This window comes from Fibrobacter sp. UBA4297, assembly GCF_002394865.1.
Taxonomy (GTDB): Bacteria; Fibrobacterota; Fibrobacteria; order Fibrobacterales; family Fibrobacteraceae; genus Fibrobacter.
Genome location: NZ_DGUZ01000015.1, coordinates 23,966 through 44,925 on the forward strand (window position 1 = coordinate 23,966; position 20,960 = coordinate 44,925).

15 protein-coding genes are annotated in these 20,960 nt (G+C 50.9%); 4 read left to right on the top strand and 11 right to left on the bottom strand.

Annotation, left to right across the window (positions count from 1 at the left end):
- Positions 1 to 4 precede the first annotated feature (4 nt).
- Genes B3A20_RS07905 through B3A20_RS07925 form a run of 5 tightly spaced genes read right to left on the bottom strand, consistent with a single transcriptional unit; the run spans position 5 to position 8,080 of the window.
- On the bottom strand, positions 5 to 679 hold the full coding sequence (locus B3A20_RS07905) for a hypothetical protein (RefSeq protein WP_290763350.1): 675 nt from the start codon (positions 677 to 679) through the stop codon (positions 5 to 7).
- A gap of 12 nt (positions 680 to 691) precedes the next feature.
- Positions 692 to 2,812: a hypothetical protein gene (locus tag B3A20_RS07910; protein WP_290763351.1), complete on the bottom strand. Its 2,121-nt coding sequence runs from the start codon at positions 2,810 to 2,812 to the stop codon at positions 692 to 694.
- 15 nt (positions 2,813 to 2,827) lie between these two features.
- Positions 2,828 to 5,005, bottom strand: a complete 2,178-nt coding sequence (locus B3A20_RS07915) for a hypothetical protein (RefSeq protein ID WP_290763352.1) — start codon at positions 5,003 to 5,005, stop codon at positions 2,828 to 2,830.
- A gap of 27 nt (positions 5,006 to 5,032) precedes the next feature.
- Positions 5,033 to 7,327 (bottom strand): hypothetical protein, encoded by a 2,295-nt coding sequence (locus B3A20_RS07920; protein WP_290763353.1) that lies wholly within the window; start codon positions 7,325 to 7,327, stop codon positions 5,033 to 5,035.
- 9 nt (positions 7,328 to 7,336) lie between these two features.
- Positions 7,337 to 8,080, bottom strand: a complete 744-nt coding sequence (locus tag B3A20_RS07925; RefSeq protein ID WP_290763354.1) for a sugar-binding protein — start codon at positions 8,078 to 8,080, stop codon at positions 7,337 to 7,339.
- 329 nt (positions 8,081 to 8,409) lie between these two features.
- Between B3A20_RS07925 and B3A20_RS07930 the strand changes: the two genes are divergently transcribed.
- Positions 8,410 to 9,531, top strand: a complete 1,122-nt coding sequence (locus tag B3A20_RS07930) for a glycoside hydrolase family 5 protein (protein ID WP_290763355.1) — start codon at positions 8,410 to 8,412, stop codon at positions 9,529 to 9,531.
- A gap of 31 nt (positions 9,532 to 9,562) precedes the next feature.
- Here the strand turns inward: B3A20_RS07930 and lpxA are convergent, their stop codons facing one another.
- Positions 9,563 to 10,330, bottom strand: coding sequence for an acyl-ACP--UDP-N-acetylglucosamine O-acyltransferase (lpxA, locus tag B3A20_RS07935; RefSeq protein ID WP_290763356.1), 768 nt, complete (start codon positions 10,328 to 10,330; stop codon positions 9,563 to 9,565).
- 193 nt (positions 10,331 to 10,523) lie between these two features.
- Here lpxA and B3A20_RS07940 point away from each other — a divergent pair, with 193 nt between their 5' ends.
- Positions 10,524 to 11,627 carry a glycosyltransferase gene (locus tag B3A20_RS07940; protein WP_290763357.1) on the top strand — a complete coding sequence of 368 codons (1,104 nt, stop codon included), beginning with the start codon at positions 10,524 to 10,526 and terminating at the stop codon, positions 11,625 to 11,627.
- Positions 11,628 to 11,736: 109 nt separating this feature from the next.
- Here the strand turns inward: B3A20_RS07940 and B3A20_RS07945 are convergent, their stop codons facing one another.
- From B3A20_RS07945 to B3A20_RS07960, 4 genes are read right to left on the bottom strand one after another with little or no spacing between them, the layout of a single operon-like run.
- Entirely contained in the window at positions 11,737 to 13,071 is a 1,335-nt protein-coding gene (locus B3A20_RS07945; RefSeq protein ID WP_290763358.1) for a CCA tRNA nucleotidyltransferase, read from the bottom strand.
- On the bottom strand, positions 13,071 to 13,430 hold the full coding sequence (locus tag B3A20_RS07950) for a hypothetical protein (RefSeq protein ID WP_290763359.1): 360 nt from the start codon (positions 13,428 to 13,430) through the stop codon (positions 13,071 to 13,073). Before B3A20_RS07950 ends, B3A20_RS07945 begins: the two co-directional genes overlap by 1 nt.
- Positions 13,431 to 13,448: 18 nt before the next feature.
- Complete coding sequence (locus tag B3A20_RS07955; RefSeq protein WP_290763360.1) at positions 13,449 to 15,818, bottom strand: hypothetical protein; 2,370 nt, start codon at positions 15,816 to 15,818, stop codon at positions 13,449 to 13,451.
- Positions 15,819 to 15,848: 30 nt separating this feature from the next.
- Positions 15,849 to 16,373 carry an RNA polymerase sigma factor gene (locus B3A20_RS07960; RefSeq protein ID WP_290763361.1) on the bottom strand — a complete coding sequence of 175 codons (525 nt, stop codon included), beginning with the start codon at positions 16,371 to 16,373 and terminating at the stop codon, positions 15,849 to 15,851.
- A gap of 249 nt (positions 16,374 to 16,622) precedes the next feature.
- Here B3A20_RS07960 and B3A20_RS07965 point away from each other — a divergent pair, with 249 nt between their 5' ends.
- Positions 16,623 to 18,446, top strand: a complete 1,824-nt coding sequence (locus tag B3A20_RS07965) for a protein-disulfide reductase DsbD family protein (protein ID WP_290763363.1) — start codon at positions 16,623 to 16,625, stop codon at positions 18,444 to 18,446.
- Positions 18,447 to 18,490: 44 nt separating this feature from the next.
- Positions 18,491 to 19,609, top strand: coding sequence for a hypothetical protein (locus B3A20_RS07970; RefSeq protein ID WP_290763364.1), 1,119 nt, complete (start codon positions 18,491 to 18,493; stop codon positions 19,607 to 19,609).
- Positions 19,610 to 19,683: 74 nt separating this feature from the next.
- Here B3A20_RS07970 and glgA read toward each other — a convergent pair whose 3' ends face one another.
- The gene (gene glgA, locus B3A20_RS07975) at positions 19,684 to 20,916 is read right to left on the bottom strand and encodes a glycogen synthase (protein ID WP_290763365.1); all 1,233 of its coding nucleotides are present in this window, start codon (positions 20,914 to 20,916) and stop codon (positions 19,684 to 19,686) included.
- Between the last annotated feature and the right edge of the window lie 44 nt (positions 20,917 to 20,960).

Sequence of the window (20,960 nt, forward strand, 5' to 3'; positions counted from 1 at the left end):
ATCCTTATTGAATCAGACGATCGACGCCAGCGGCGTCACGGCAGTAAAGTCCAGTATCCGGGGTAAATCCATCGGCCGAAGTCGCCATAGTCAACTGAGCCTTGATAATCGGCAAAGAGTCACGCGGCGTATTGTTGGCCTCTTCCGGACGGCAATTACGATAGGCCCAGCCATGTGTTCTACCAAAGATATTGAACTGCTGAGTAATAGCGACTTCGTCCACAGGGACTGCGGCCAAAAGTGCAGCTTCGTCTAAAACAGTAACCATGTTGAAATCAACCAGGCCGGCGTAAATAAGCTTTGCTTCTTTTGACAAGAGCGTATCCGGCGAACTCATATTGACAATAAGAGCATTCCATTCCTGCGGCGAATGGCCACCAATAAGCGGATTTGTATAGAGGGCGCCAAGAAGATCCGGATTCAAGGAGAACGCCTCATCTTCGGCCTTCTTTTGCTCGTTATATGCTGCATTGCCAAGAGTTGCCTTGACCTGCGCATTGAAATCCGCCACATAGTCCTTGACCTGACGAATGCGGAGTTCCGGATGCAAAGCCATGTATTCCATAGCACTGAAACCTTCCGGAAGCGCTTCAAGATAAGGATCATTTACGCTCATCGATCCGCAGGCGCTCAAAACACCTGCTACGAGAATCATCATGTACTGGTGAAGTTTTTTCATGTTCAGCACCTCTTAGAAATTCACCGTCACATCGGCAAGGAGAACAAGCTTGCTGATGGAAATTGTGTTAGCGGCGGCGCCCGGAACCATATATTCAAGTTCGTTCTTAAGCATACCACCCTGGATGGACAAGTAAGAAATCGGAGCGAGCTTTACACGAGCACCACCCAAGGCAAGCATTTCGGTAACCTTGGTGACTGCGGCCGCAGCAACCGGGAATCCACCATTGCCGAATTCCTTCGTGTACATCTGGAAGCCGCCGAGCAAAGCAATCGGTCCCCAGACATCTGCAGTAAGGCCAGCCACAATGCGAGTCGTCTTGCGCTTCAGGTAAGAATTTTCGGAACCCTGGGCCAAAGAACCCTGGAGGGTAATCTGACGGTCAAGACCAGCAAGAGCACCAGCTTCGACACCGAGACCCACGGCAAATTCCGTAAACTTGTTTTCACCAACAGCGCCAGTTGCAAAGTCAACAGCGTTCGACTGCGTGACCATGTTGAAACGGGCGTTGAAGGATACCTTATCTGCCCAGTTGACATCTGCCTTGGCAATGATACCCTTGCGGTCAGGCGTTGCAAGACCAAGCGGCAAAGCAAGGCCCACAGACGGGTCAATCACCATCAGCGGGTCGAGTTCCATCTTCTTTGCAATGGAGCCCGAGTAACCGTTACGGTAGAAGTGGCCGTTCTTATAGTTGTTGTCCAAGCGGCTGTACAGATACTTGCTTTCGCCAAAACCTGCGCTAAGCGTATTGGAACCACCCGATGTCATCAAGTTCGTCGCCTGCAATGTCGTGGAATTGTAGACATTGAAGTAGAGGTTTTCGAGGCTAGAGGCGCCAAAAGTAGAAAGCACGAGACTATCGACCGAGCTACCGTAGAACGAGTTCGCATTGAGAATGACCGAACGGCCCTGGTAAACCGGAGAAGAGGCGAGCTCAGACCAGAAACCGGAATCCGTCTGGAAGTAGCCGGCATTGACCTTGAAATCAACGTCGTTGATGTTGCCTTTCACGAAGAGGTCGGCGTAGAAGCTCTTGCCATCCTGGTCGGCATATTCTTCGTTAGTATAGACATCCACCTTCTTCGAGTTCGGCTTCAGGTAGACAAACGACTTGCCGTCTTCCGTGATTCCTACCGTGTTGTAGGAAACCTGTTCTTTCTTGATGTTGTAGTCGCGGTCCACCTTCCACTTGGACATGGCAAATTCGCCATTCAAGCCGAACGTCACCGGAAGTTCCGGCAAGACTTTCTTGGAGTCGAAAGCTAGCTCGGCAGAAATGACCATGTTGTCATCGTAGTAGATGGTATCGGTCGTAGAGATCGGTCTAGAACGGCGAGTAAGCTTGCGGTCAAAGGTATTGACGTAGTTCACGCCAAGGTGTGCACCGTAAGCATCGGCACCGACACGAGCACCGAGGAGGTAACGGTCCGCAAAGTCGAAATCAAAGAAAATCTGGTCGATTTTCTTTGCCGTATTGCGGAGGCGGGCACCCGTAAGCTGTGCAGTGATGTTATCAACCACACCGACATTGCCGCTATTGTACACGACATTGAGACCATGCAGGAGACGACGGCTTGTCGTATCAAGGTTACGCTTTTCGAGAGCTTCACGGCGCTTTTCCGCAAAGATTTCCGGTTCCTGCAGGATTTCGGTCTGCGGGGTGAAAATGGTGAGCGGGGTATAACCGACGCGCATGTAACCCAAGTTGAAGTCTACATGCTTATTGAGGATTGTTCCATCGTAGCTGAACCAGTGACCAATAACAGGGTTGTTATTTTCGTCATAGGCGCTCTGCCAGTCCTTGTGCAAACGCAACTGGACGTCAATCATCGTCTCGGAACTCGGACGGGCGGTCAAACGCAGGTTCACATCCGTGAACGCCTGGTTTTCCTGAGTCGGGGATTCCGTAGCAAACTGGTCGGAAGAGGCAAAGGAGGCTAATACACCAGCCTTGGCAGTACCGTTAATCTTGAGTCCGAGCACGGCTGCATTGAGAGAATCCAGCTTTTCCAACAAGGACTTCTGTTGCGTCACAACCTCAGCCTGGTTTTCGGCAGCAAACGCAGCCGTTGCCGAGATGGCGATAGCGGAGGTCAGCAAAATTTTGCGCATGTTCATATTGAAATTCATTCTAGTTACCTCCCATTAAAATTCCACATTAATGGAAGCTTCAAAAATAGACTGGCTAAATTCATGCTTATAAGCAGGAGAGCCATCGAAGTAGTCGGGCAGATTGCGAGCCGTTTCGCCAACCACAGCAGAATTGTATTCGTTCGAAACGCTAATCATGCCATAGTTGATAGCAAGCCATGCATTATCGGCAACCACATAGTCAAAGCCAACCATCCAGTGCATCTGCTTGCTCTTCATGAGAGGCACGTCAGCACCGACAAAGATTCCGAACGGATTCACATAGGTCCCGTAATCGGTATTGATCATCTGGAAACCGCCAGTCACACCGAGACGCGGCAAGAACTGGAAGGATGCTCCGACGTTGATGAAGTTGCTTGCAACCTTCACAGCTTCGCCAGCCTTCGGGGTAATCGAATTTTCGGAACGCTTGAAGGAACCAGAGAATTCAGCAGCCTTGTTCAAACCTGCGAGCTTTGCAATATTGAACTTGACGCCGCCGCCGAATTCCGTGTAGGAGACCTTGTCAATTTCTGCAAATTCCGGCTGGACCTGGTTGAAGAGGCTCACGAGAGCCTGAGCTTCGACCTTTCCTTCCCAGTCACCCTTGATCAAGGCACGGACACCCTTGCGGTTTGCCGTGGCAAGACCATTCGGCAAAGCGGACTGGAGAGCAGGGTCGATCATCATGCTAAGGAGAGCGAGCTGAGCTGCGGAATAGACGTTGGAACCCCAGGAGTTCTTGTTGTACGAGGCGATGTTGTAACTCGTGGTCTGGCCGGCTGCGATATTATCGTCGTCCGTACCGAGAGAAGTCGTCACCGGAGAGAACTTCGGAGAGTAATTGTAAAGGGCGTCGAAAGTGGAGTAGAGCGGGGAATTCACGCCATACTTGACGGAATTGACGCACCTGGACTCATCCGCAGGATCCTTCAAGGAACAATCCTTATCCGAATTCAAGATTCGCTGAGCAAAGAAGCTCGGGGACTGAGCCATGTTGTTGAACCACTTTTCGTCGTTCATCACCACATCAAGAGAGAGACCTGCGCTCCAGGAGTTTTCGACCTCGTAACCTGCGTTCAAGGTAGCGAGCAAGGCAGAACCATTCACGCTCTTTTCGGTTTCAGGAGCAAGAACGATTGTTCCGGTCTCATCGGTAATAGCCGGAGTCTTTCTCTTGTCAATGGACATCGCATATTCGACGACCACGTCTGCAGAAAGACCCTTCTGCTTGACAAGGCCACCCACGTCAGCACCGGCACGTGCGCTCAACACGAACGTGTTCTGTGCAGAGAGTTCGTACGGGTTGATTTCTTCGCGAACGTAAGGCTGAGAAAGGTCGCGGCCACCCATATCTTCATTGTAGACATGGCGGTACGTGTAAGACTTCGTCTTTTCGTTATCGAAAATGAGCATCGGGGTTACGCCGACATACACGTTTTTCTGGACCGGCAAGAGTTCGATGTTGCCACCGACAAGCCACTTGTCCGTCGGGGAAGCGAGAGACGTTCCAGCGACTTCATCGTTCGGGAGAATGTTGCCTTCGGCACCGCTCAAGTCAAGCACAGAAATGCGGTTCACGCGAGCAAGGAAAGCCTCAGCGCGGATTTCGCCAATCATCGGGTCGATTTCCTGGCGGAACTGGAGGTTTACACCCTGGAGGTTACGCTTGTTGCCTTCAAGGAGCTGTTCCTTTTGGGCCATGTGACGCTTGCGGGCAAAAATCGTCGGTTCGTACATAATGTCGATACCGGGATTGTAAATCGAGAGCGGGGAAATCGCAGAACGGAAGTCACCCACCGTCCAGTAGAAATTCTTGCCGATGTTGCCTTCGACATTGAGCCACTTGGCTTCAAGAGTCTTGGAAGCCGCAGCGAAGTATTCCTGCATGCCGCCGCCCAGGCGCATAATCACATTTGCACGGACATTTTCGTACGGGCGGAAACCAAAACTCAGGTCTGCTGTAGCAAATTCGTTGCGTTCAACATCAGGCATGTGGTTCACGCTCTTCTTGTCCATATCGGTAGAGAAGCTAGAACGCTGTGCCACAGCACGAATGCTACCGCCAATTTCAACACCACGCTTTGCATTGGCGCTATCAGCCTTGGCCTGCAAAGCCTTTTGATTATCCGCAACAGCAGAAGCCGATGCGGCAACCGATGCAGTAAGAAGGGCGATTAAAATATTTTTCATTTTCATATTCATCTTTAGCATCCTCCCTTAGAACCAAGCCTTGGTTTCGGCGGCAATGTAATGGGAATGCCAATTATTATCAGAAACCGTTTCGTCAGAGTGCGTCATGAACTTGTAACGGAAGTGCAGCCCCACGCGATCCGAGAAATCCCAGTCAAAGCCAAGGCCAATAGCGAAGTCCCTGTAGTTGATAGGAGCTTTCTGGATAAGGTTGTTGGCGCTCACTTCGTAGAAGTAGCTCGGCTTGTCTTTCTGCGGCTTACTAATAATGTTTGTAGCCTCAGTAAACATGTAAGCCTTATCAGACCTGAACGTTTCCATGCCAAGGATACCCACCATATGGAAGGTCGGCGTCACGGCGACGGTCGGTTCGATCTGGCCATAGAAGCTCGTCATGAGCATGTTGGACTGCTTTTCGGAAACCGCAATCGGAGCAAAAGAAGTCGAAATGCCGGAGAAGGCAAAATAGCCGGTCAACATGACATTGCGTTCCGTACCAATCCAGTGACCGATATCGTAACCACCCATGAAGGAGAGGTAGGAGGACCACTTGGCATGCATCGGGACCTGGTTTTTTGCCACCTGGTTGCCATTTTCAAATGCGGCAAAGGATTCCCACATTTCCCAAGTACCACCATAGAGACCGCCACGCTGACGGTAACCCTTGATACCATCGGAAGAGCTCTTGTGAGCACCAGCACGGCTAATGTAGGCAGCACCGGAAGCATTACCGGAGTCAGCCACAAAGAGCGGCTTGTGCTTGGTCCAGGAGTTAGAAGATTCCCACATGTTGCGACCGTTCAAGCGGTAGTTAAATGCAATCACGTCCAGACCCGGGTCGATTTGGCGATGCTGGGCATACTGGAAGTCAAAGTAACCGCGGTTGAAGCTCGGTTCCAGCTTGAAGTTGATACCGGCCATGTTCGGGGAGTAGCGGAGCGCACCTGCGTTGAGGTAGGTTTCGTCCTTGCGCCAGCCCGTGAAGCGGGACGGGTTCGTGAGAGAATACGGTGAGTAGAAGCCCGGCTGGAAGAACACGAGTTCTGCAGTCATCGGCCAACCTTCAACGTACTTGCTCTGGGCCTTCACATAGACACCGACCTTCGGGTTAGCGACACTGGAGCGATAACCCTGCTTGTTGGTAGAATAACCGGAAGTATTGTTGGCAACACCCGTTTCTGGGTCAGCGGAATAGTCGGCAGCATTCGGATCCGGAACAAATATGGTAGAATCCGTGATGCTTACACCCACATCGCCCATAACAAAGAGCTTCGGAGTGACGTTGCCCTTGACATCAGCAGTAATCACATGGGTATTGAGGAGGACCGGCAAGCCGTTTTTAGAGAAGTTGTTCCACTGGCTGCGGAATTCATCTTCAAACACGGACCCCTTGTCGTAGGTCACGCCCATGTAGTTCACACCGACGGTAAGGTTATCAGCAATCTTTTCCTTGGCGACACGGCCATGGAGGACCGTACCACGGAAATCGTAACCACCGGACATTTCGAGTTCGCCCGGCTGGCCGCCGTACATACGGAGACCGTCACGGGTAGCGACGTCGGCGTCAATCGGCTGAGACACGAGGAACTGAGCTTTCATGTCGTACGGGAGCTGGTAGAAGTTCGCAAAGACGCCACCGAAGGAGCGGTTCGTCCAGAACGCACGACCACCTTCCTTGACCGGCTTGAAAGCCTTTTCCTTATAGTAGGTAGAAACGGTCTTTTCGTCTTCGAAAAGTTCGTACTGCCATACAAAGCGCGGGTTCGTTTCACGTTCCCACATGGTCAAAGGAGATGCGTTTGCCCAGATAACACCACCTGCGGTAATGTAGGCGCCAAACACACCGGCACGGATATCGACACCGACGTTCATTTCTTCGTTGATGGTCGATGCATAGTAGTCGGTAGAGTGGTCGAACAACACGCGTTCGTCGTAGTTGCCCGGAGCTTCCGTCGGATGCTTGCCCATGTTATTCGTAAAGATACCGCTCAGGTCGAACGGGAACATGAGGTTCGTAAACAACGTAATGTAGGAGTTCGGCATGGCGACGACGTTCACGTTCAAGATAGCGTCGACACTTGTGCGGGCCTTGTCATCTTGCACCCACGGGCTACGTTCGGAATAGTGGAAATTCTTCAAACGGAAAGCCATGTAACCGGAGACTGCCAGTGGCAGATCGTCCTTGCCGAGGAGAGTGGATTCCATGTTGCCGGAAAGAGTATCCAACGAAGCGTGCAGGGAATCAAGCTGCAACTGCGGAGGGAGTGCCCACGCAGCACCGAGGCTAGACGCTAGTAAAAGGGAAGTAACAGTTTTGCGCATAAAATCCTCTTAAATCTCGTTGCGGAACGGATAATGAGCCGGGCCTTCGTACGGCTTGCCATGCTTCTTAATCACAATATCGTCAATCCAAACCTTGAAGGATTCGTTTTCATCCTTACGGACTTCAAGACGGAAACCCTTGAAGTTGGACCATGCGAACGGGAGCATCACTTCACGCGTGTTCTTCGCATCCCAGTACACACCGGTATTGCCGAAGAGCTTCAGAGGGATGCTGAAGTGCTTCCATTCAGTCGTAATTTCACCAAGGCTCTTGGAGCGGAGCTTGACCTGGAGGGATTCGCCGTTGCTCTTCACGCCGTCATCAACGAGCACGAACAAGGCGTTTTCGCCACCCTGGGCACCTTTAAGCCAAAATTCGAGAACACCATCTTCCAAGTACGGAGTCAAGTCCACGGAACCCGCAATACAAATAGCGACACCGGAGTAGTCACTTGCGATAAGCTCGATTTCCATGGAAAGAGCGCCTTCCATAGCGTACTTATCCGTGAGTACCGGTTCGGGGTTTTCACGCGGATACTGATAGGTATAGCCACCACCACGCGGAATAGCTTCGCGCATGACAACGGTGACAACTTCCTTATCAGGACGGAACGGCTTGGGTTCCTTCATGACAAAGTGAGACTGGTCGCGGTCGCGGTAATCGCTAAAGCCGTAGCCAGCAAAAGAAGATGAAGCAAGAAGCATCGCCGCTAGAGCGGACTTCCAAATGGCTTTTTTAAAGTTTCCATTCATAATAGGTACAATTCTCCAGATTCGGATCATCTACAATATAGCTTGTTTTTTCGAAATTCCGATTGGTTGTTTTGCAAAAAAGGCTTTGCAAAGCTAGATGTATCAACGGAATACCGCTTGTTAAGCCACATAAACGCTGGACTCAAGCGTAAACGGAAATTTTTGCCCGCGCAACGTTTCAGAATATTTACAAACTAAATTTTTTGACGGTTGTCACATTGGACTCATGCGTAAACAGATGATATGCAGTTTTTTTAATTTTCTATTTTTTGTTTTATATAGATTTTGAGAACAGGTATTTAAGTACATAACCTTTTTTGGGGGTTACCATGATTAAAAAGTTTCTTTCTGTTGCAGCCATCGGATGCGCCTTCTGGGCCTGCGACAGAGGTTCGGCAACGTCTCCTACGGCACCTGCGACAAACAAGCCTACAGCAATTCCGGTAGACTACTCTTTGGGAAGAGCCATGAACGCGGCCCTTGGACGCGGCATCAACCTCGGTAACTCCTGGGATTCCGACGGCTCGGACGACAGCGGCTGGAGCAACCCCATTCGCGACACGGACTTCGCCATCATCAAGGCTGCAGGATTCAACTCCGTGCGCATCCCGGTCCGCTGGCAGAATGGCTCCGACTATTCCACCCATACCGTAGACCCGAACCGCCTTGCTGGAGTCCTTGAAGACATCCGACTCGCTATCGCAAACGGCCTTACCGTCGTCGTGAATTTTCACCATTACACCGACCTGAACTGCGCTGGTGGTGCCAACGGATGCCCGTTCGTCCCAGCAGAATACCAGGCCGAAAAAGCCCACTTCCTTGGCATGTGGGCCCAAGTGGCAGCAGCCATGGGCGAATTCCAGGACAACCAGGTCGTACTTGAAATTCTGAACGAGCCAGTCATCCCCAACGCCGAACGCGTGGACCAGCTGATGAATGACGCCTACAAGGTTATCCGCGCTGCAGCTCCCGGCAAAACCATTATGTTCGAAGCCTACCATGCCGCAAAGTTTGCAGACCTCACGATGCTCCATTTACCGCAAGACGGCAACATCATCTTTAGTGGCCACTACTACGAACCATACACCTACAGCCATCAGGGCCACGGCTACAACTGCATTGGCGATGATGCTTTGATAACCACAGCGACCGAAGACATGAAATACTACGTAGGCCTCGCCTACAAGCTCTATCCCGATATCAACGGATTTGACCAGATTCCGATGAACATGGGTGAATTCGGTGTGGCCGGTGGCGATCCGGCGTTCTGCCAGGGAACCCCGCCCAGCAATTCCGGCAAGGCCTACTGGACAAAGAAAGCAGCCCAGGCGGCAATCGAGAACGGGATGTCGTTCCATTACTGGGGATTCGGCTACACGGGCGGCTTTGACGCCTATGAACCCAACGCCGAAAAATGGCACCCGGGATTCCCGCAGGCTCTAATTTTCTAGAATCTTAAAAACGAGCACAAAAGCGCAAGTGCTACGGGCGGACGAGAGAGCCGCCCCAGTGCTCATCAAAGAAGGCTTGGAACAGAGGTTCCGGGCCTTTTTTCAATTCTTCGATGACTTCTGCGGTCGGGCGCTTTCCACGATACAGTTCGCGGAAAGCTCGCTCAAAAAAAGCAATGCGTTCAGCCGGAAATTCACCGGAGTGCAAGCGGAGCGCATGGAGGTTGAGGGAAGCAAAGCGGAGCGGGTTCCCGAAAGCTCGGCTGCAAGGGGGAACGTCATAATCGACCTTGAGCGTACCACCCACAAAAGCGTAGGCGCCCACCTGGTTCCTCTGTTGCACAGCAGTGGTGCCGCCAAGGGTCGCAAACTTGCCGATGCGCACATGTCCGCCGAGCTGACAGGCGTTCGCGATGACCGCCCCCTCGCCGATTTGGCAGTCGTGCCCCACATGGGCATAAGCCATGATGAGAACGCGTGGCGCAATGCAAGTGCAACCACCGCCCTGAACTGTGCCGCGATTGAGCGTCGTGTATTCGCGAATGATGCAATTTTCGCCAATTTCAAGGCGAGTCGGCTCCCCTGCGTACTTGAGGTCTTGCGGAGGCGCCCCAAGAATCGCCCCATCGTAAACATGCGTATTTGCCTTGATGGTCACGCCACCGTAAACGCGCACGCGCGATTCAAGCACCACATTTTCACCGATTTCCGCACCTTCATCGACAACGCACCAGGGGCCGATAACGACAGACTCGTGGACGTTGGCATTCGGATGAACAAAAGCGGATGGATGGAGCATAAGCAATTCGCGCCTACGGCGCAGTTACTAGTTAGTAGTTGGCAGAACTTAGTTGGTAGAACTTAGATTAACAGGCTTAAATTTAGTTTTTAGGCGAGAGACGAGAGACGAGAGACGAGAAAAATTGTAACTTCAAAGCCTTTTCTAAGTTCTAAGTTCTAAGCTCTAACTTCTATTTTCTAAATTAAAACGCATGGGTGGCATTATTCTCGCATGCCTGACCGCGCTGTATGCGCTTCTGTTCCTATTCTTCATAGTAGGACTGTTAAAGACGCATCGCTATAAAGGCCCCAAAGCAACCCCGAGTGTTTCGGTCGTAATCCCGATGAGGAACGAAGAGGAATTTGCCGAACGCACACTCGAAGCGGTCGCCGCCCAGGACTACGTTGGCGAATGGGAAGTGATTTGCGTTGACGACCGCTCTACCGACCGCACGCGCGAGATTCTCGAAAAATTTGCCGCCACGCACCCACGTTTCCGCGTTTTGAGCCTCCCGCAAGACTTACCGCAAATAGCAAGCCCCAAGAAGCGCGCGCTCGAAAGCGCCTTCAAGATTGCCAAAAACGAAGTGCTCTTGACAATGGACGCCGACTGCATCCCGCGCAAGAGCTGGATTACCGCCATGGCTGGGCGATTTGTCGACGGCATCTGCATTGTGCAAGGCCCCAAGCAGAACAACGGTTCGCGTTCAATGCCGCACCTCTACCAGAAACTGGAAACGCTCGGCTACACCGCCATGGAAGCAGCCGGATTCAGCTGGGGACACCCCATCGTAGCAAGCGCCGCCTGCCTTGCCTACAAGAAGGATTTGTTCTTTAAAGTCGGCGGATTCGGAGACCTCATCAACCTCTCGAGTGGCGATGACGACATGCTCATCCACAAGATGATGAAAATCCCAGGAACGAAGGTCTGCTACAATCTCGACAAGGACGCCGTCATCGAGACCGCCCCGGTACACACGTGGAAGCAGCTCTTCAACCAGCGCGCCCGCTGGAGCAGCAACGGCACGAACTACGAAAGCAAAGCCTACATCCTTTTGCTCACGCTCATTTACACGTACTACATCTGGATGTTCGTGAGTCCATGGTGCGCTATATTCCTCGACTTTCCGTGGCAGTGGTGCGTGTTCAGCATTCTGCCCAAGATTGTCGTGGACTTTGTATTCTTGAGCATCGCCTCTTGGAAGCTCAAGTCCAAGCGCCGCATGCTCGCGTTCTTGCCTGTAGAGCTTATCCAGATTCCGATGATCGTGTTCTGCGTCCCCGCAGGAATCACTGGAATGTTTAGGTGGAAATAAAGGCGCCAAAGGCGCCTTAGTTGGCAGAACTTAGCTCGCTTCGCTCCTAGAACTTAGTTATGTTCTTTTAGAGAAAAGAGAGTGTTCTAAGTGAGATTATCGCTTCGCTCTAAGTTCTACTTCTCGCCCAGGCAATTGCTTCTTCGGCGTTCTTGATTTTACCGTCGAGCTGGAGCTCAAAGCTTTGCTTGATAGTTTCGCCCATTTGCTTGCCCGGCTTGAATCCCAGATCCATAAGCATTTTGCCCATGAGGAATGGCTGCGGAGCTGCATTGAGCAAGTCGAGGCTTGCAGCGGCTTGCCAAAGCTTTTCCGGGAATTCAGATTCGCCGGCGGCCGCGTAATACTTACGCGGGGTGGCTTTCACAAGCAGGCACAAGAGCTTTAAGCCACCCAGCTTCACCGCCATGCGGCGAAGCGCCGGCGCATCGTCCACAATTGCAAAATCGAGTCCGCAGTAAGCATCCAAGAGCAGCGGAACGTTCTTCACCAAGTGCGATTCGTTCGTAATGCGCTCGAGAAACTTGAGAGATGTTTTTGGACTCCCGCTGAGGAATGCGGCAAACGCAAATTCCATCACCTGATCGTCCGAAAGCGGTGCGCACTCGGCGTCACCAACAGCTCCACCTGCCGCTTCAGCATTCGCAAAGTTCCTGCGCAAGCTCTCCATGTTATCAAGCATTTCGCCCAAGTCTTCCCAGGAGCCACGCAGTGGCAAAACTTCCGGGAAAAATTCATTCAGCTTGATGTCCAAAAATGCACGCAATCCAAGCGACGGCTTGCCTGGCTTCAACAGCCACTTCTTGAACTCTTCGAACAAGCGCTCAATCGAAAGGTCTTCAAGCGAAAGCGTACGGCAAAGTTCAATCGTCTCGGGCGCAAGCCTAAGCGCAAAGCGGCTTGCAAATTGCACACCGCGCAAAATGCGAAGCGAATCTTCGACAAAGGCAGGTCCCACATGGCGCAAGAGTCCCTTCTTCAAGTCGTCAATGCCGCCGTACGGGTCGCAAAGTGTAAGTTCCGGAAGTTCCATGCCCATCGCATTGATGGTAAAGTCACGGCGGAGTGCCGCTTCCTTGAACGAAAGCTTTTCATCCGTATGCACCACGAAACCGCGATGACCATAGCCAACCTTGCTTTCGGTACGCGGGAACGAGAAATCGAGCGAGAGGCCCTTCATCGCCAAATGGATCACGCCAAACGCCTTACCTACAAGATTCGTACGGCCGTACTTCTTTAAAATCGGAACAAGTTCATCTTGCGTGAGGTCGTAAACTTCGACATCGTAGTCGCGGCAAGTCCTGCCAAGGAGCGCATCGCGCACCCAGCCGCCCACCAGGAAGGCGCGGCCACCGGCATTGCGAATTTCAGTTGCAATAGAAAGCAATCGATTCGGCAAGTCCGGTTCAAACGTCTTGCCTGCAAGAGTCATGATTGTCGGCATTACTTATTTGCCTCAGTAGACTTGTAACGGTCGTAAATGCTAGTCGTCTTTTCTTCGGAAGAATCCTGCAACAAAGTCTGGACAGAAATATCAGCGGCGGAATCACGAGGTGCGAGCCCCTGCGACTTGGCATAGCGTTCGTAAATATCCCCGGACTGTCCGGACTCGTTTTTCTTTTTTGACTCGTCTTCGCGGCAGGTGCGCAGTTCGTTTTCCATGTAAGCACGCTGGTCCGGAGAATACGTCATTGTATTCAGGCGGTATTCGATCTCTTCGCAGACAAGGCCTTGACGCTCGCCAGCACAGCCCATCAAGGACACCACAGCAAAAAATGCGGCAAAAGCAAATAACTTATTCATAACTATCCTCGCAAACGACTAATGAATAATTAGAAGCTTGCCCTTCTTAACCTTGGTGCCGCCACGGATAACATACTGGTAGATACCCGGAGCCACGATTTTCCCGTTATTCATACGGCCATCCCATGCGGCACGGCCACCGGCAATCTGTTCCCCGCTCAGCGACTTCACCAGCTTTCCGCCTCTGTTATAGATAAGGACAACAGCGTCATCGGCGAGATTGACAAACGAAACAAGTGCCTGCAATTTCGGACGGAACGGATTCGGGTAAACCTTGACATCTTCAAGAGCGCCGTCTGTCATGTTCTTTTCCGTTCCGCACAGGTCGTCGCGCTTATAACGGGTAATGCCATTTTCATGGGCAAACCACACAACGCCAAGGACAGTATCCACGGCCACATCCTGAATTTTTTCGCTAAGGAGCCCATGACGACTCGTAAAATGCTGCACGGAGAGCGTATCTGGACTCGTCGATCGAGGAGTCAAGCGGTACGCGCCCTGCGACGTAGTGCCGACCCAGAGATTTCCACGGCTATCCACATCGATACTGGTGTAACTGGCACCGCTTAGACCGTTCGTCGAAAGCGGCGTCTTCAAATCCTTTTCATCTTTGTCCCAGTACTGGATTGCGGAGTTCGTGACCATCCAGACGTTGTCGGTCTTCGGCTCGTAAACCAAATCCAGTGGAGTAGAGGACGGCCCCGAATAGAATTCCTTATAAGTCGTATCCACCCAGGAAATATCCCCGCCTCTTGATTTTGGCACCGGAAAGGTAAACACGTCCAGCCCGCCGCCCGCATCAAGTGAAGCTCCGTCGCGTGTCCCCACATAGACAATCCACTGCTTGCCATCATCACTCAGACGGGCATACATCGGACCGCCAATAGGGCCAGACCCCACATTGCTTGCACAAGACATCGTCGTTGAACTCCCCTTAATATCGATGTAAACCAGGCTATAGCCCTTATTCGATGCAGATGTCGTCAAAAAGCCCATATTGTCCGGTGCAACGGTCGTCGATACGGCAATTGTGAATTCACCAGGCATATTGGAGCCCTCGTAATAGTTGTCCATGCAATAGGAATGGCTATGGTCGCTCAGCGTAAACGTATTGGTCAGCGTTTCAGCCCAGCCACTGTATAAGTAAAAGCCGTAACCCCAGAAATGGTACATCGCCCCACCTGTAGGGAGGACCGACAAAACCTTCAGATTGTGCGCACGCGCATCGGAATTGTTCGCAAACGCAGGGACTCCTGGATCTATAGGAACAGGGTCGCTCCACCTATAGTCATTGGCATCCTTCGAATAATAATAGTATGACAGGCGCCCGTTGTCGGTAGCCGCCAAAACACCGCCCTTCGGGAGAGCCTCGAGTTCATAAACTTGATTTAGAGGAAATGACCTATATGTCGAAATGTCCTTCAGTTTTTCGCCATCGTAGTGGAATATCTTCCTCGCACCGGCCAAAACAGCATTTCCCGACGGTTGCAACGACACCCAGCGGACAATAGACCTGTAAAAATAGCGCGCTACCCTCTTACCATTTTCCTTATAGACTACAGAATCGCGTTCATACAGGACGGAATCCTTAAGAACCTTTCCACGGACACAAACCATCTGGTCAGTATCCGAAAACAGGGAGAACGTATCGAGCGCCACCCGCGTTTCGCCGTCCTTGTCCCAAATTCTCATGCCTTCCGTCGGGAATACCTTTATTTTGCCATCCTTCCAGGCAATGCTCTTGATAGGCTTGTTATCGCTAGAAGCCTTCTGAATCACCGTCCATCCATCCGGATCGTAAAGCGTCACATCGGATTCCAGGTTGTCCCAATCCATTTTGCGCATGTAAAGAGCGCCACCCGCGGCAACAATCAGGGAATCCCCGCGAATATCCATAGCGCTCACGGGATTTGCAGAAATGCTGATATCTGCAAGCCTGTCGATAGTGAGGATGGAGGTCATCGTCTTGATGCTAAAGAACGACAGGCGGTCATCGAAGGCAATCACGAGAACCGGGCCGCAAGCAAGCGCCATACCAGGAATCACATGCGTGTTGCTACCGGCATAGGCACGGCTCTGGACCACCCAGTGGCCACCCGGCATCATCAACGATATAACGCCATTGTCGGTCACTGAAAAGACGCCAGCATCCTTTGAGATAATCACGGCGGCAACCGACTGGTCGCCAAGGCCGTTCGAGGTCGTGTAGAGGTCGTCGGCCGTATTCGCCCTGTAACGGACACCTCCCGCTGTCGCCATAAGCAGCCCCTCGCCATTAGGGACGGCAGCCTTTATGGGGAAAGGGCTTGTAAAGTTAAGCCACACGTCTTGAGCAAAAGACGAAGTAGCCAAAACGAGAATGCAGATGAGATGGAGCAAATTTTTCACAATATAAAATTACGAAATTTTAGAAGCATTTCAACCAGCATATTCAATAATTTCTCGCAAAGAAGCATCGCGCCCCGTAATCACTTGAATCCGGTCCTTGAACGTGGATACTTTTTCTTGCATTTTCTTAAACGCAATATCACGCCGGTGAACGATGCTCCCCCGCGAAAGCCCTGTCAGTTGACTCAGGTCGCGGATGCTTAGCCCGCCCACAATCGAGAGTTCGACAAGCATCTTTTCGAACGGATTCAGCACACTCAGCAGATTCGTAAACATCCCCATGACTGCCTCCGCACAAAGTTCCTCCTTTGGAAACACATTAGTATCGCCCACATTCGCATCGTAAAATGCCATAGATTCGCCCAGACTCGAAAACGGGATTTCACACACCAGCCGCCTTTTACGATAGCCGTTGTAGTGGCAGTTCAAAAGCACAGCCTCAAACCAGGGCAAAAGATGGACCTGATTATTCAGCGACTCCGCTTTTTTGCAAAAACGAAGCGCCACCTCCTGAAACAAGTCGTCCGCCTCGTCCTTTGTGGCACACTTTTTCAAGCACAATTTGTATATTCTGTAGGAATATTTTTTCCAGACAGAGCCCACCCAATTCCGGGGATGGCCGCAAGGGAATTCTGTATATGACATAAATGTTTATACCCAATATTTTCTTCTTCTAGCGAGACTCAATTTATGAAAATTTTTAACAAATTTATGGATTTTGGAAATTTTGCAAACAACCGTTTGCAAAAATCGTCATTTTGCATCCTATTGTTTGCAGCGGCAACCCTTGCGCAAGAGTTCAACATGAACAATATGCCCCCTCCGGAAGCAAGTTTGCAGTATTCTGCAGGGGCTTTGTCAAAGGAATCCAGCGTAACGGTGGACATCACCATCCCGGATAATTGGCACGTGAACGCAAACATCGCTGCCGACGAATTTTTAAAGCCATCGTCCATCGAGATTTCGGCACAGGGAATCCACTTCGGAGAGCCCAAGTGGCCAGAGCCAATCAAGGAATACAGCGAGGCCTTGGACCTCGAAAATCTCGTGTTCAAGGGGCGCTTCCAGATTTTGCTCCCGATTGACAGTATCGAAACCGATTATGACAGCCTCACGACCCAGGCGACGTTCCACTACCAGGCCTGCGACAATTCCATTTGCCTTGCTCCATCGCAAGTGACATTTGGCGTGGGAACTGTGGGCTTTAACAACAAGAGAGCCTCGCGGGATGATGCCGCGGCCCCAGCGACGAAAAGCGCCACGAGTTCTACAGGGAAAGCGGGCAGAAACACAGCCGGAAATGCAGCAGGTAACGCCTCAGGGAATGTTGTCAATGCGCCGAGTGCCGCCGGGAATGCGACAGAAGGCGCTACCGGGACGTTCGTTCTGCTTTTGTCGGCACTGTTCGGTGGCTTAATTCTGAACTTGATGCCGTGTGTGCTTCCAGTGCTTTCGCTAAAGCTTTTCAGCTTGATCAAGCAGTCTCGTGAGAGCCGCCGGCGCCTGCTTATGCTAGGCGCCACGACAACCCTCGGGATACTTGTGAGTTTCTGGACGCTCGCCGGGGTTGTCGCCGCCGTCAAGGCGGGCGGCGGAAACGCAGGCTGGGGCATGCAATTTCAGAGCGCAGGATTCATCGCATTCATGGTCGTGATTCTAAGCGCCTTTGCAATGAGCTTTTTTGGAGTCTTTGAAATCTGGCTCCCCGGAAGCGCCACCACCAAGATGGACAAGGCCGGGCGCAAGCAAGGCTTTTGGGGCGCATTTTTCACAGGCGCACTCCTCGTGCTTTTGAGCACGCCGTGCTCCGCACCGTTTCTCGGCACCGCGATGGGTTTTGCGTTTACCGCATCGGTCCCTGTACTGTTTTTGTTTTTCACCGCAGCAGGTGTTGGGCTTGCGCTCCCCTACATGCTCGTGAGTACGTTTCCGAAAGTCCTGAAAGTTTTTCCGAAACCGGGCGCATGGATGGTCACGCTCCAGAAAATCATGGGCGTGCTATTGCTCGGCACAGTCGTATGGCTCCTGTGGGTCGTGCATGAACAGGCCGGAAACGTGGGCGTCGGCATTTTCGCCGCCATCTCGCTTTTGAGCATCGCCATGAGCTTCGCCATTGGAAACATCGCCCCGCCGGGAGTCGCGTTTTCTCGCGAAGTCATCTCCGTTGGCGGCGCCGTCGTGATTCTCGCCGCCATCTGGTTTGCATTTGCATCGCCAAAGTTCGAAGCTGAAGTCGATGCGATTTTCAAAGCACGCTCTGTACAACTTGTTACCGAAGATGGCTGGTACCGCTACACGCCGGAACTCATCGAAGAATTTGCGAAGTCTGGCCGTACCGTATTCATTGACGCCACCGCCGACTGGTGCCTCACTTGCAAGGCAAACGAAGCGGCCGTCCTCAACCGCGAAGATTTCAAACGCGCCATGGACAGCTTGAACGTTGCCCGCGTCAAGGCAGACTGGACCCGCGAAACACCCGAAGTCACTGCACTTCTCCAGAGCATGGGCAAGTCTGGCGTGCCCGCCTACGCCATCTATCCCGCCGGCGACAAAAGCAAGCAAATCGTACTCCCGGAACTGCTTACGACAAGCGCTATTGTGGAGAAGATTGTAGACGGTAGGAAGTAAGCTTCTTAAATTTATTACAACATCAAATTCAACAATGAGGTTACATGTTTGGGATTATCATAATTTTCATCGTAATCTTCTCAATCTTTCTCTATACGCGCCATAAAAATGAAAATACAGAAACAGAAGAAACCGACATATTTAATTCCTCACAAATAATTGCGCCTGTAGATAAAGGTGAATATGAACTATTCCAACAACAACACAAATATCTTCAGAACATAAACTTAAACGATGTGTTAAATTTCGCACGAACATCAACAGAAAAGAACTGCAAAGATATATTTATCGACTACATAAAGAAAGATGTCGAACAATCGTACTCGAAATCCGAAATTTCTTCAGCTAGCAAAAAACTCTTTACCTTATTTCAACTCTCATTTGATGAAAAAAATTATGAACTAGCCTATAACTCATTACTCACTTACATTTATTTAAGTATCAATGAATTTCTCCGTGACCACAGCAAAAGAATGGAGATTTTCGCATCTTTAAAACTCTACGCCCTCTGGAAAAGAGAAAAACCCGAAATACCATTCAATCAATTTACATACGTTAATCAACTTCAGGAAATCTTAGAAAAAGACGATGAACAATTACGTCTAGATTTCGAAAAAGTTTGGTACAACATAGAGATTCCATTTCATCTATACACCATTGCAGAATGTATTGACATATACTTTTGGGCTAGAGATGGTAAAACTGAAATGCTAAAGAAAATCAATAGCAGCAAGGAAGAAATCTCATTAGGAAATTCTATGGGACGCCTAGAAGAAGGATACTATCACCTAGAGAACGCTCAAAAGTACCATGCTCAGAAAAATTATCCCGATGCAAGACAAGCATTTTTGAAAGCCGATGAATCTTTTAAGCAGGCTAATGCTTCCATAGAACGAAACAATGTTCAAAAACTATTTTGTAACTGTGTAAAAGAAGATCCATCTTTCGACAAAACTCTAAAATGCCTATCTAAAATCATAGCTGATAATCCAAAAATTATGCAATCTGAACTAATCAAGATGGTTGAAGTGCCTCCGCATTCTATTGCAAAGGACGATGCTTCCTCAACTCTTTATTTTGCAGATAAATTTGGCTTAGTCATTCGAACTAAGAAAGGGAGAAGTTACGAACTAACTCTCCCAGAAGTCAATACTGAAGATTAATAGCAAAAAAGGTGGCTTGAGGCCTCCTTTTTTCGCTTTACTGGCGATGCCGGAATAAATCCGGCATGACAACATTAAACGCGCTTTCCTTCGCGCTTGTAGCGTTCGATGCATTCCTGATAAAAGTCGAATGTCTGCTTGGCAATGGTCTTCCAGCTGAACACGTCAATGGCGCGCTTGCGGCTGACTTCGCCCATCTTCTTTGCAAGTTCAGGATTCTCAAGAATTTTGTTAAGCTTATTCGCAAAGTCCGTCTGGAAAGCCTTCGGGTCGGCCGGTTCAAAGTTCGTCTCGGACACAGCCTTGAGCGGCACGAGGTAACCCGTTTCGCCATCGACGATGATTTCCGGAATGCCACCGACAGCAGAGCCAACGACAGGCGTTCCACAGCTCATGGCTTCGAGATTGATAATGCCGAACGGTTCATAAAGCGACGGCGTTGCAAAAACGGTGGCATGGCTGTAGAGCACGCGAAGTTCCGTGTGAGGCACAGCGTCCTGAATCCAAACGACGCCATCGCGCGTCTTCTGGACTTCTTCAATCAGGTGCTTGCATTCGTCGGCAAGTTCCTGCGTGTCGGGAGCCCCTGCGCAAAGCACCACCTGCGCGTTCTTGTCGATCTGCGGGATAGCCTGAATGAGCTGGCTGATGCCCTTCTGGCGCGTAATGCGGCCCACAAAGAGCACGAACGGACGCTTCGGATCCACGCCCCATTTCTTCAAGATTTCTTCGTCGAAAGTCGGCTTGTAAAAGTCCGGGTCGATACCGTTGTAAATCACCTTCACGCGGTCTTCCGGTACTCCGTACAACTTCATTACATCGCGCTTCATGCCCTCGCTCACAGCAATCACGCCGTCCGCCGCTTCGTAAGCGGTGCGTTCAATCCAGCAGCTCATGTTATAGCCGCCGTCACCGAGCTGTTCGGCCTTCCACGGACGGTGCGGTTCGAGCGAATGCGTCGTGAGAATCAGCGGGCACTGCAAAAGGCGACTTGCGACCACGCCGCCAAAATGGCTGTACCATGTATGGCAATGAATCACATCGATATCCTTGAGCGAGGACATCCACTGCAAATTAATATCGAGCGGCTTCAAGATTTTCTTGAAACGTTCGTCTGCCGGATTATGTTCTAGCTTCTGGCTAAAACCAATGGCTCGGATATTGTCTGCATCGTCATTCTGCGCACCAAAGCAACGTGCTTCGATGTGGCAGAGCTTGGAAAGTTCTTGACTGAGGAATTTGACGTGGATACCTGCACCGCCATAGATTTCTGGCGGAAATTCATTAGTAAGGATAGCAGCATTCATAGAACAAACCGTGGTTAGTGGTTAGCAAACAGTGGTTGGGGAAA

What these genes read in the sequence shown, in the direction of transcription:
- B3A20_RS07905 (WP_290763350.1), bottom strand. Translation starts at nt 679, where the DNA reads ATGAAAAAACTTCACCAGTACATGATGATTCTCGTAGCAGGTGTTTTG.
- B3A20_RS07910 (WP_290763351.1), bottom strand. Translation starts at nt 2,812, where the DNA reads ATGAATTTCAATATGAACATGCGCAAAATTTTGCTGACCTCCGCTATC.
- B3A20_RS07915 (WP_290763352.1), bottom strand. Translation starts at nt 5,005, where the DNA reads ATGAAAAATATTTTAATCGCCCTTCTTACTGCATCGGTTGCCGCATCG.
- B3A20_RS07920 (WP_290763353.1), bottom strand. Translation starts at nt 7,327, where the DNA reads ATGCGCAAAACTGTTACTTCCCTTTTACTAGCGTCTAGCCTCGGTGCT.
- B3A20_RS07925 (WP_290763354.1), bottom strand. Translation starts at nt 8,080, where the DNA reads ATGAATGGAAACTTTAAAAAAGCCATTTGGAAGTCCGCTCTAGCGGCG.
- B3A20_RS07930 (WP_290763355.1), top strand. Translation starts at nt 8,410, where the DNA reads ATGATTAAAAAGTTTCTTTCTGTTGCAGCCATCGGATGCGCCTTCTGG.
- lpxA (WP_290763356.1), bottom strand. Translation starts at nt 10,330, where the DNA reads ATGCTCCATCCATCCGCTTTTGTTCATCCGAATGCCAACGTCCACGAG.
- B3A20_RS07940 (WP_290763357.1), top strand. Translation starts at nt 10,524, where the DNA reads ATGGGTGGCATTATTCTCGCATGCCTGACCGCGCTGTATGCGCTTCTG.
- B3A20_RS07945 (WP_290763358.1), bottom strand. Translation starts at nt 13,071, where the DNA reads ATGCCGACAATCATGACTCTTGCAGGCAAGACGTTTGAACCGGACTTG.
- B3A20_RS07950 (WP_290763359.1), bottom strand. Translation starts at nt 13,430, where the DNA reads ATGAATAAGTTATTTGCTTTTGCCGCATTTTTTGCTGTGGTGTCCTTG.
- B3A20_RS07965 (WP_290763363.1), top strand. Translation starts at nt 16,623, where the DNA reads ATGAACAATATGCCCCCTCCGGAAGCAAGTTTGCAGTATTCTGCAGGG.
- B3A20_RS07970 (WP_290763364.1), top strand. Translation starts at nt 18,491, where the DNA reads ATGTTTGGGATTATCATAATTTTCATCGTAATCTTCTCAATCTTTCTC.
- glgA (WP_290763365.1), bottom strand. Translation starts at nt 20,916, where the DNA reads ATGAATGCTGCTATCCTTACTAATGAATTTCCGCCAGAAATCTATGGC.